10 protein-coding genes are annotated in these 11,699 nt (G+C 55.0%); 8 read left to right on the top strand and 2 right to left on the bottom strand.

Annotated elements, in window-relative coordinates:
* Positions 1-7 precede the first annotated feature (7 nt).
* Complete coding sequence (locus ACXWTF_RS10440; protein ID WP_461714933.1) at positions 8-3,130, top strand: ATP-binding protein; 3,123 nt, start codon at positions 8-10, stop codon at positions 3,128-3,130.
* Between the two features lie 17 nt (positions 3,131-3,147).
* Positions 3,148-3,525, top strand: a complete 378-nt coding sequence (locus tag ACXWTF_RS10435) for a response regulator (RefSeq protein WP_461714932.1) — start codon at positions 3,148-3,150, stop codon at positions 3,523-3,525.
* A 26-nt stretch (positions 3,526-3,551) separates the two neighbouring features.
* Here ACXWTF_RS10435 and ACXWTF_RS10430 read toward each other — a convergent pair whose 3' ends face one another.
* Both ACXWTF_RS10430 and ACXWTF_RS10425 read right to left on the bottom strand, forming a co-directional pair.
* Positions 3,552-4,301 (bottom strand): exonuclease domain-containing protein, encoded by a 750-nt coding sequence (locus tag ACXWTF_RS10430; protein WP_461714931.1) that lies wholly within the window; start codon positions 4,299-4,301, stop codon positions 3,552-3,554.
* Between the two features lie 2 nt (positions 4,302-4,303).
* Complete coding sequence (locus ACXWTF_RS10425) at positions 4,304-4,612, bottom strand: hypothetical protein (protein WP_461714930.1); 309 nt, start codon at positions 4,610-4,612, stop codon at positions 4,304-4,306.
* Positions 4,613-4,669: 57 nt separating this feature from the next.
* Here ACXWTF_RS10425 and ACXWTF_RS10420 point away from each other — a divergent pair, with 57 nt between their 5' ends.
* The 6 genes from ACXWTF_RS10420 to ACXWTF_RS10395 all read left to right on the top strand — a co-directional run bounded on the left by ACXWTF_RS10420 (position 4,670) and on the right by ACXWTF_RS10395 (position 11,555).
* Positions 4,670-5,797: a DUF819 family protein gene (locus tag ACXWTF_RS10420; protein WP_461714929.1), complete on the top strand. Its 1,128-nt coding sequence runs from the start codon at positions 4,670-4,672 to the stop codon at positions 5,795-5,797.
* Positions 5,794-6,825 carry a dipeptide epimerase gene (locus ACXWTF_RS10415; RefSeq protein WP_461714928.1) on the top strand — a complete coding sequence of 344 codons (1,032 nt, stop codon included), beginning with the start codon at positions 5,794-5,796 and terminating at the stop codon, positions 6,823-6,825. The genes ACXWTF_RS10420 and ACXWTF_RS10415 overlap by 4 nt, the downstream gene beginning before the upstream one ends.
* Before the next feature lie 228 nt (positions 6,826-7,053).
* A complete protein-coding gene (locus ACXWTF_RS10410) occupies positions 7,054-10,146 on the top strand; it encodes a hypothetical protein (RefSeq protein ID WP_461714927.1) in 3,093 nt (1,030 codons plus the stop codon).
* Positions 10,147-10,227: 81 nt separating this feature from the next.
* Positions 10,228-10,500, top strand: coding sequence for a GIY-YIG nuclease family protein (locus tag ACXWTF_RS10405; protein WP_461714926.1), 273 nt, complete (start codon positions 10,228-10,230; stop codon positions 10,498-10,500).
* Positions 10,501-10,527: 27 nt separating this feature from the next.
* Entirely contained in the window at positions 10,528-10,788 is a 261-nt protein-coding gene (locus tag ACXWTF_RS10400) for a hypothetical protein (RefSeq protein ID WP_461714925.1), read from the top strand.
* A 5-nt stretch (positions 10,789-10,793) separates the two neighbouring features.
* Complete coding sequence (locus ACXWTF_RS10395) at positions 10,794-11,555, top strand: pyrroline-5-carboxylate reductase (RefSeq protein ID WP_461714924.1); 762 nt, start codon at positions 10,794-10,796, stop codon at positions 11,553-11,555.
* Positions 11,556-11,699 lie beyond the last annotated feature (144 nt).

Below are 11,699 nucleotides of genomic sequence, written 5' to 3'. Positions count from 1 at the left end.
AAGCTATATGAATTTGGGACTTAAAAGCCAGTTACGCCTGATCAGCCTTTTGCCGATCCTCCTCCTGCTGAGCCTGGCCAGTTTCTACGTTTATACCTCGTTCAGGGACTACCAGTCCGCGGAAGTCCTGCAGACGAAGTTGGCTGAGAACAAATACCTCAACGGATTGTTCACCAATATTTCCCGCGAACGCGGGATGACCGTTATGTACATGGGTAACCACTCCGAAGCGACCAAAAAATCGCTGCTCTCCCAGCGCGATATCGTCGACCAGTCGCTTGGGCAGCTTGCCGGTACCCTGAACTCAAAGGATGCAGCAACGCTCAAAGGCATCACCGGCACCATCGAAGAGGTGCGTAATGCCGTCGATACCGGCAATGCGGAGTTCGAATCCGTTTATGCAGAAGCCTACGGGGTCGTCCTGAGCAACATCCTCGAGATCCTGGGGCACATTACCCAGATCTCCGATGACAAAGCGCTCTCTTCCAGTGCTTCGGCCTACTTCAACCTGCTCCAGTCCGAGTTCTACACCGCTTCCGAACGCGACTTCATCTCCTTCATTCTCGCCCGTTCGACGGCGCTGGAGACCGAAGAGGTCAACCGCTGGCTCTCACTGATCGGCCGGGCGGACGCCATCAGCTACGATACGGCCCTCGATGCCGACCTCAAAGCCGCGATGGATGCCCTCTTCAAAGGGGAGGATAATATCGAGCTCTTTGAAGACATCACTGCCGAACGTGCGGAGATCATCCAAGCGATCAACGACGGACTCTACTCCACACAGTCCGGTGTCTGGTTCGCCATGCTCTCAGAAAAGACCAACCTTCTCTCCGAAGCGGAAAATGTCCTGATCGAAGCGATGGATAAACGCGCGGCCGTGGTTCAGACCCAGGCCCTCGAGATCCTGACCGCCGCCGTCGTCATCTGGGCCATTGCGATCATTATCGCACTGCTGGGCTACTTCCTCGCCAACGATATCGCCCGCAACATCAAGGACCTCGAATCGGTCCTCAAACGTGCGGCAGAGGGTATCGAAACGGAAAGCACCGATATCAACCTCGAGACGGCGAAGGGTACGGCGCAGGCCTACGCCCTGCTTGAAGGGGTCATCGAACAGACCCGGATGGATAAGGTCTCCGCCCAGGAAGCGAGTGAAGCGAAATCGATGTTCCTGGCGAACATGTCCCACGAGATCCGTACCCCGCTCAACGGTATCGTCGGCTTCACCGAACTCCTGAAAGACACCGACCTCCAGGAGGAGCAGCGCGAGTTTATCGATATCATCGAGAAAAGCTCCGAGAACCTGCTGGAAATTATCAATAACATCCTCGACCTCTCCAAGATCGAAAGCAACAAGCTCGAGATCGAAGAGATCGCCTTCAACCCGCTCGAAGAGTTCGAAAGCGCCGTCGAGGTCTATGCCGTCCGTGCTTCCGAAAAACACATCGACCTCGGCTGTTTCATCGACCCGAGCCTCGAACGTCCGCTCAAAGGGGACCCGACCAAGATCAAAGAGGTCGTCATCAACCTCCTCTCCAATGCGGTCAAGTTCACCAACAGCGGCGGCGCGATCAACGTCAATGTCCGCCGCGAAGCGTGCGATACGCCGAACCGTGCCCGTATCCGTTTTGAAGTCAAAGACAGCGGTATCGGTGTTACCGCCGAGCAGAAAGCCCGTATCTTCGAAGCCTTCGGTCAGGCAGACACCTCCATTACCCGTAAATACGGCGGTACCGGCCTGGGACTGACGATCTCGAGCAGCTTCATCGAACTGATGGGCGGCAAGCTCGATCTCGAGAGCGAACCGGGACAGGGAACCACCTTCTTCTTTACCCTGGAGCTCGAAGAGATTGAGACCCTGAACGATTCGCTCAGAAACACCTTCTCGAATATCAACGCCCTGGTTATGAACGATGCCACCCGCCAGAAGGCGCAGACGGAGTACCTGCTCGAGTACCTCAACTTCTATGGGGTCAAACATACGACCTTCGAGGACCTGCGCGAACTGAAACAGCTTCAGGAGAAGGGCAGCTATGACATGCTGATCGCCGACTTCGACTACTGCGACGAAGAGGTACTTCAGCAGGTCAGCGCCACACCGGAAGCGACCGTACTTGTCACCAAGTCCTACTACATGAAGAAGATCGAGAGCATGGAGCTCGACCTCTTCAAAGTACTCTACGAGCCGCTGAACGGTACCAAACTGCAGTCGGTGCTTGAATCCTTCGACGCCGAAGACTATGTCGTCAAAAAGGCGCAGAAAAAACGTAAAAAAGTCAGTGCGGACAGCCGTTTCGATGCCAAGGTCCTCGTCGCCGAAGACAATATCATCAACCAGAAGCTTATCCGCCGCACCCTCGAAGAGCTCGGCTTGGAGATCACCATCGCCAACAACGGACTCGAAGCTTTCGAAAAACGCAAAAACGGCGACTTCGACCTGATCTTCATGGATATCCAGATGCCGGTCCTCGACGGAATGGAAGCGACCATGGAGATCCTCGACTATGAAGAGGACGAGAACCAGCCGCACGTTCCGATCATCGCCCTGACGGCCAATGCCCTCAAAGGGGACCGCGAACGCTTCATGGACGTCGGGATGGATGAGTATACGACCAAACCGCTGGTCCGCACCGAGATCCTCAACCTGCTCAGCCAGTTCATCGGAGACAAGATCGTCGATACCCGTACACTCGAAACGGCAGAACCGGCGGAATCGGCACCGGAAGAGGTCGCAGCTGCCGTCGAAGAAACCGCAGCCGAACCGGCAGCGGAGGTCACCTACAGTGCCGATATCCTGCTGGTCAAGAAAGGGGTACTGGAGAACAAACTCTTCGGACAGCTCCTCTCGGATCTCGGCTTTACGTATGACAGCGTCAGCGGTGCCCAGAATATGGTCGAGGCCATCGAAGACAAGGCCTACAAGCTTGTCCTGTTCGACCAGGAGATCGAAGGACTCGATATGGAGCTCCTGCAACGGGCGCTGGACAGCAATGCGCACAAAACCGCAACCGTCATGATGATCGACCCGGGCGTCGAACCTGACGACGCCACACGCAGCCAGGTGGATGACGTTATCAAGAATGTCATCAACAAAGACCTTCTGCGTCTGATCTTTGAAAAATACGTATAAATACTAAAGGAAACTGAATGCCGAACAAACAACTGAAAGTACTTGCCGTCGATGACGACCTGATCAACCTGAAACTGCTCAAATCCATGCTGATGAAAACGGGATATGTCACTGAGGTTATCGAAGCCAAAAACGGCGCCGACGCGATCGGCGAGCTGAAAAACGCTCCGGATATCGATGTCGTACTGCTTGACATCATTATGCCCGTGATGGGCGGGCTGGATATGCTTCGCGTTCTGCGTGCAGACGAAAACCTGAAGCAGCCGCCGGTCATCGTGCTCACCACGGACGAGACGAAAAAAGCCGAGGCTCTCGAGGCCGGTGCGAACGGCTTCCTGATGAAACCGGTCCGCGAAAAAGAGCTCAGCGCCAAGATCTCCCAGCTGATCCTCTGATCGGCGGGGCTTTCCCCTCTTCTCCCTTATACGCCCGACAATACCCTGTTGATCGAATAGCGCATATCTTCATCGAGACTTTCCATCTTTTCGACCATCCACTGCAGATAGCCGCGATCATCCGCCGCGATTTCAAAGAGGGTCTTCCCTTTGTACTTGCCAAAGCGCATCGGGCCTTTGTAAAAGACGGGCTCCTTCGTCAGCGCGACCATCTTTTCGACGGGATTCTCACCCGGGAAACGCTCCTGGACACGCGCACGCAGACGGCTCAGAAAGAGCTTCAGTGTCAACACGTCGCCGATGGCGTCGTGCGCCTTGATCTCGACGCCGAGCTTCTGCGCTTCCGCTGGCTCCTCTTTGTAAAGCCCCATCTTATAGCGGAAATACTGCAGGCGGTGCGCCTCTTCATCGTCAAACACATGGCGGGCGCAGCGCAGGGTGTCGATCAGTTTCATCCCGTTGGCGAAGCCCTCTTTTTCGAGCATCCCCAGGTCAAAGGGGGCGTTATGGATCACAAGGTAGTTCTCGTCCCGGTTGAGGGCCATGAGGGCCCGGTAAGCCGGCGTCTCCGTACAGAGCGGTTTGCCTTCGATCATCTCCGGGGTAATGTGATGCACCTCCATCGCGCCATACGCGATCGGCACCTCCGTGGAGCAGAAGTCGTTATAGATTTCCGTCTGCTGTCCCGCCTCCAGTACCATAAAGCCCAGCTGTATAATGCGGTCCGTTTCTCCCGCCCCTGTCGTCTCCGTGTCCAGCAGTACGAATTTCGCCATGCCTATTGTTCCTCCTCGTCATAAAGTTCGCTGAACAGCCGTTCCATATCGAATACCGCCTTGGGTGCCTTCCACAGCAGATGCGGCAGCAGTTCCAGGAAAAAATAGCCCGCATAGATCATCGGATAGAAGATTTTGACTTCGTAATAGAGCTGCTTGTAGGTGTGATGTGCGCGGATCCATTTCTGGGCGATCTTCGATCCCCCCATGGCCAGGTTGACTTCGAACGATACGATAAAGCCCCAGACAAGGTAGGTGAGGATTGACCCGAAAAAGAGGTACCAAAAAGAGAACTGGAGCGAATAAAACATCCTGTCATTGTGCCATAGCAAACCCGTAACTAACCAAAAAGTGTCTACAATGTGCCCATGATAGAAAGCATCTACGGCTACCTCGGCATTGTCATCACCCTCGGCGGCGGTCTGTGGTGGATCGAGATGCGCACGCCCCTCAAACTCTTTACTTGGCTCCCCGCCATCGTCCTCATCTATCTCATTGCCATCACCCTGTCGCAGAGCGGTCTTTTTGCGCAGAATGCCGTACAGGCCGCGGCATACGGCGAGCTGAAAGCCTGGCTCCTGCCGATGATGCTCTTTAGCATGCTGCTTCAGCTCGACCTGCGGGCCTTCGCCGCACTCGGCAAACCCCTTCTGCTGGCCTACGGCGGCGCCGTGTTCTCCATTACCGGGGCCTTCTTCGCCGTCTTTGCCCTTTTTGGTTTCGGCCCGGAAGCCGCCGGGGTTTTCGGGGCACTCGGCGGCAGCTGGACCGGCGGGACGGCCAATATGCTTGCCGTCGCAGCGGCTCTCGAGATCTCCGAAACCCAGCTCGGCCCCGCCCTCGTCATCGACTCGCTGCTCTATACCCTCTGGGTCAGCGCCCTGCTGCTCGCCGTCCCTTTTGCCCGCCGCTTTGACCGCTGGAGCCGTGCGGAGGGCATAGAGATCACCTTGACGAAGCCCGAGGAAACCAAAAGCAGCCCGCGAACCATCCTCTTCCTTCTGACAGGCGCGCTCCTGATCGCCTTCGCCATCAAAACAGCATCCCCGCTGCTGCCCCTGCTGCCCGCAAGCACCTGGAGCGTACTGCTCGCGACCCTTGCCGGTGTCGCGGGAAGTTTCACGCCGATGCGGCGGCTGGGCGGCAGCAGTACCCTCGCCTCTTTTCTCCTCTACGTTCTGATCGCGCTGATCGGCTCCCATGCCGCGCTGCACGGCTTTGCCGATGTGCCTGTCTATCTTGCCGCCGGTGCGGCCATTCTGCTCCTGCACGCACTCTTCATGCTCCTGTTTGCCCGGACCTTCAGGCTCTCGCTTTTCAGCATCGGGGTTGCGTCGCTTGCCAATATCGGCGGGGTCGCCTCCGCCCCCATCCTTGCCGCCGCCTATAGCCGCCTGCTCGTCGGTCCCGCCGTTATCATGGCGATCATGGGCTACCTCATCGGCACCCTCGTCGGCCTCACCATCGCAACCGGCCTGCGGAGTGTGGCCGCATGACCATCAGCAGTGCCAGAGTTTTTCGGGCGTCACTCCCCCTGGCCACCCCCTTTGTCACGGCCCTGCGGCGCGTTGACGATGTCGTCTTTGTCATCCTCGAGCTGCAGACCGACAGCGGCCACACCGCCTACGGCAGCGCCCCCGCGACCAAGGCGATCACGGGTGAAACGCTCGAGAGCATCGAAGAAGCCCTGCAGCATCATATCCTGCCACGACTGTTCGGCCGTCCCTTCGAGTTCGAAACACTACTTCAAACCGTTGCCGCATCACTGCCGGGCAACAGCAGTGCCAAAGCGGCAGCCGACATGGCGCTCTACTCCCTGGCCGCACAGTGCGACGGGCTACCGCTTTACCGTTACCTTGGAGCAAATGAAGCGGCCCCCGTCACCACCGCCGTCACCGTCAGCCTGGGGACACCTGAAATGATGCGGGAGAAAGCTGCCGAACTCTTCCGTAACGGCTACGATATTCTGAAGGTCAAAGTCGGCGGCGGGGACGGGCTGGATGCCCTGCGCATCAGGGAGATCGCAGCCGTCCTGCCCGACGCACAACTGCTCGTCGATGCGAACCAGGCCTGGAACCTGCAGGAGAGCCTGGCCTTCATCGACGCCTGCGCCGACCTGCCCCTCGCCCTGATCGAACAGCCTGTACCCGCACCGGATCTCGAAGCGCTGCGGCAGATCACCGCTCACTCCCCCTTCCCGATCCTGGCCGATGAAGCGGTCTTCGATGCCGAAGACGCCCGGCGTGTACTTGATGCCGGTGCGGCGGACCTCATCAATATCAAGCTGATGAAATGCAGCGGCCTCTCCGGGGCCCTTGCCATCCTCGACGTCTGCCGCGCTTACGATATTCGGTGTATGCTCGGCTCCATGCTTGAAGGCCCCGTCTCCATCACCGCGGCACTGCATCTCGCCGTTGCCCACCCCGACCGTTTCGCCTGGATCGACCTCGACAGCCCCCTGCTCTACCACACCCTGCCTGCCGACCTCCCTTTCAGCGTCGATGGAAACCGTTACCTGCTCTGATACCGAAGCAAGCTTAGCTACATCCAACCTCTTCACTTATGATTTTTCATAAAAAACATACATAAAAAAATAAGTATAAATTTTTGACAATATGAATAATACTAAACTGAAATCTTTTTCAATTTTTTCACTCTTTAGAACATATTTGCTCTATACTCAAAAAAAATCCAGATTAAATCGTGAAAAATTAATATTTTTCAGCTGATATTATCCGCCAAAGGATACACCTTGAAACGTGTTATGTTCATTCGTTTGTTTGTCAAGGTTAGTGCAATCCTTTTCCTTCTCACCATCGAAGGGAATGCTGCCTGTTCAGAGCAACAGAATCAAAATTTATGCGAACGGGCCGGATACTGTACCTGGGATTCTGATATTGGGACCTGTAAAACAGGTCCGCAGCAGGACCTTTGTTACGGTACGCCGGTAACAGAGTGTTCGTTAGGTGCTGTCGTTGGCGGTCTGCTTGACATCGCGACGGACCTTCTCCCGATCCTCACCCCCATTCTTGATGATGCAGGAATCGTCTACACCGTAGTCGACGGTGTTATCTATATCGCCTGCGATGTTGTCGACCTTGTGCAAAGCATTCTGGATGCCATCAATATCGAGCTGCTAGGGGGGCTTATCCAGATCAATCTCGGAGAGGGTATCCAGATCCTTCGGACCAGTACGATCCCCATTAATCATGCCAATACAGACGGCGATCTCACCGATGTCGAAGTGATCGCCGACAATACACTGCTTCAGTCCCTACTAGGCGTCGTGGATTTTTGCGGTGTTGACGGGAGTGCCGGGAACTGTCAGTACGAGAGTGCACTGTCCCTCAATCTTGGCTATCTGGGACTCCTCGATCTCCTGAGCGACGCCATCGTTTACGACATGCCGGACATGGATGTCGCAGACGGCAACCATTCGATTTTCGCAACAACCACGCTTAATATTGATCTTGCATCCCTGCTTGGTGATTCTGCTTCGCCGCTGCTATACGGCCGCTACATAAAAAATGGTGAAACTTACGGAGGGAGAATTGCCAGCTGTTCCGGAGGCGGTGGAAACAGCGAGGAACCTTCCATACCCTCAACGGCAGATATTGTCGACACCGATGAATACCCCTATTTTGGAACGAGACAGGTCCTGAAAACAAAGGTTGCAGGAAACCCCGAAATCGCGCTGACCGTAGCCTACCTCGATCCGACGACGCATGAGCCCAAAACCTATAACAGCAGCGGGGAGTTTAACTGGTTACCGCCCCTTGAAGTCCTGCTCTACCGCACGGACAGCAGCTGTACGGACGAGCTTCCGCTGGCGGCACCGACAGCGGGAAGCCCCGCGGGCGAACCGGTCATCGCTTTCATTGAAAACGGCACGAGCTATGCGGACGCCAATACCTTTACGATGGCTGCCGTCGCCAACAGCAATACCCGGATACTTGCCAAATATGCAGACTGGGGAGATCTGCTCAATGACCTTGAATCGGCCAGCAGCTGCTTTTTGAACTCCAACTGGTCCGCGAACTTGAACGGTCTTCCTCAATGTCTGAACAATCTGGGAAGCTCCAGCGGAATTTCTCAAGAACTGATAGATAAATACCCCAATATCGCCACGGAGTGTCTCAACCCGCTTTTAACGACCGACCAGCAACCCTGCGGCTCCTCCGCCTACGACAACAGTGGTTCCAAAGGTTTTATCCTGCCGGAAAAATACAATCACGCCTACGGATGTCTGGCCTGTATTCTGGACAACGCCGCGAATGTGACGGCCTGTTCAAGTGACAATTTTGCCATTCGGCCTGCATCCTACAGCCTTGATATCAACGACTCAACCACCCCCAAAATCGGTGGAGAAGCCTATACACTGGAAGCCAATGCCACGTATGTCGGAGGTGGTGTCTCCCCTACCTCCGGATATACTGTTCTGCTCAACAATACGGCAGACAAAAACGCTACATTCACATTCAACCCCATGCCTACGGCAACGAACTGTCCGGGCGGTGACCATGGCTTTGACTACACGTTCACGGACGGAACGGGGAGTACCGCAATCACCTATCCGAATGTCGGCGATGTCAATATCACTCTGGCCGATGCGAACTGGACAGGCGTGGATCAGAACAAAGACGGATGGCTGGAGTGTCTGCCGGATTCGGACCGAACCTCTCCCGATCCCGTAGGCTGTCTCGTGAGCGCGCGTATCTCCGAGCGCTATATTCCCGATCATTTCGACGTCAATGCTTCGCTTAACAATGCCGGTGCAGGGTTCACTTACCTCTACGACATGAACCGATACAATGATGTCAACCAGACAGGTTACGATTACAACCTCTCAACGGCATCCCTCGAGATCAAGGTCTCGGCAATGGGGGCAAACGGGGTCGGAGTTATGAGCAACTATCTCGACAATTGTTACGCCAAAGACACCAATATCACGCTACAGACATCAGGTACACAACTCGACCCGCCATCGGCGCTGAACTACTTTCTTTATTTCAACCCGAACGAAGCGGATCCAGCGCTATCCAATAGCGGGGAAGGAAATACCACCCTTCCTTCACACGGTCTCATAACCTCCCTGCCCCTTACCAACACCACGGCTAGCTTCCCCGCTCGGAGCGCGCCAGATGCCAACGGAACAACAACCATCGCCTACAGAATCAACTTCGACCGCAAGGTCAACACTCCCCTCAACCCTTTCCGCCTTGCATTGGCCGGCGTCGACATTGTGGATACCGACGGCGTCTCCGGTTCCGACTTCAGCCCCAGCCCTGATACTGCGACCTTCCTCTACGGTCGGGTGCATGCACCGCGCTACCGTATCGACTGCAGCACTGCCGTAACAAGTCCCTGTAATTCCACACAACCACTCCAACTCTATTTCGCTTTTTACAGCACCGATACCAATCTGACACTACGGCGTCAATACGCCCATGACGACGAGAGAAGCAAAGATGCCATTTACTGGTTTCGCAATACAAACCATAGTGCACTGATCGATGGCAATGTCACTATTCTCAGCCACCTATACAACGGCTATAACCTCTCTACGACATCCGCGCCGCTGCATCAAAACAGCACTATCAGCGTTCCTGCTGCCGGCACATCCACGGTAACAATCGGCTATGACGGCAGCAGAGGCTACCCGTATAAATCATCGATTGGTCTTCATACGCAGAAATGGTTGAACTACCATCGCTTCAACACTAATCCGGATGTCAACGCCTCTTTCCTGATTGAATTCAATGCCGTCGGCCTAGAGGCAGGCGAAGGCAATTTATCCGATACGCATAGTGCACCAGCCAATTCACACAGGAGGATCAGGTGGTAATGCAATGAGGCCCGTTTTTCAGCCCGTTCAAAGATGCCAAAGGAAACAATGGTGTGAACAAAGAGTGCAAAGGAAACAGTAATGTTCTACAGCGTGTATATCGTCCACTGTAGTGATGGAACTTACTATACGGGAGTCGCTGTCGACACGGAGAAACGTCTTCATGAGCACAACCATACTTCAAAAGGGGCCCGCTATACCCGTGCAAGACGTCCGGTCGTCCTCGTCTACGCAGAAACACATCCGGACCGCAGCAGCGCCCAAAAACGCGAGTATGCCATCAAACAGATGACACGGGCGGCAAAAGAGGCCCTTATCCGACGCCACGAGGCTTCAAGCCGCCCTATGTTATAGTGTTATAAACACTTGCAAAGGGCCCTTATGACCGAAGCCGAAGACCTTATCGACCTTTTGGAAAACGACGTGATCCCCGAGATCGAATCCTTTATCGACGACCTCTACGAAAAGATCGCCGAAACGAAAAATGCCACGGAAGAGGACAAAACACAGCTTGCTGAACTGCAGGAGCTGAAAAAAGAGTTCGCCCTGCTGCTCGACGACGTCAAAAACGGTGACCTGGATGAGGAAGAGTGCCGTGCCATCATCGATGAGATCGACATGATGCGCGAAGAGGAGGAGTAGTCAACATGAAAAAGACCATTACCTTTATTGGCAACGGCAACATGGCCACGTCCATGGCGAAGACCCTTAAAAACAACTACCTCATAGAGGTTGTCGGCCGGAACCTGGAAAATCTTGATACCTTCGAAGCGGCCGTCGGCACCGACGTCAGCAAGCATCTCCTCAACGACTTCGATATTACCGGCAAGACCCTTCTGCTCTGCGTCAAACCGGCCAATATCGCCGAAGTCGGCACCAAACTGACCGGCAAAGCCGAGGCACTCTTCTCCGTGCTGGCCGGAACAAAGATCGAAGTCCTCAAAAGCCATATCGCCTCCGCCGGTACCGTACGTGCCATGCCGAACCTTGCGGCAACCGTGGGCCGTTCCATGACGACCCTCACCGGCGACCGCCACCTCGAGGCCGAAGCAATTTCGCTCTTTAACGCGATCGGTACGACACTCTGGCTTGGCAGCGAAAAAGAGCTCGATATCGCCACGGCACTCGCCGGAAGCGGTCCGGCCTACCTCGCACTCATCGCCGAAGCCCTCGCCGACGGCGCCGTCAAGCAGGGTCTCAGACGCGACGATGCTATGACAGTGATGCGCGGTCTCTTTGGCGGTTTTGGGGAACTCATCCAGAACGAACACCCCGCCCTCCTCAAGGACGGAGTCATGAGCCCTGGCGGCACAACGGCCGCCGGATATGGCGCATTGGAAGCTGCAGGTGTCCGGCGAGGGATGATTCAGGCTATTGAAAAAGCCTACAAAAAAGCGCTGGAACTGTGAGTTGTTCCGGCTTTTTAACAAAAAACAATATATCATTAAAATGATCCTTGGCTCACTTCACTGTTTTCATTGTTTTAAGATATCTTAAATCTATTGCACTCTATACTAAAAGATAAACTACTGTTATTTCGTCAACCCACTCAG

It is taken from the genome of Thiomicrolovo sp. ZZH C-3 (assembly GCF_054862725.1).
Note: the sequence above shows the minus strand (reverse complement) of the source record. Positions and strands in the feature narration are given on the sequence as shown.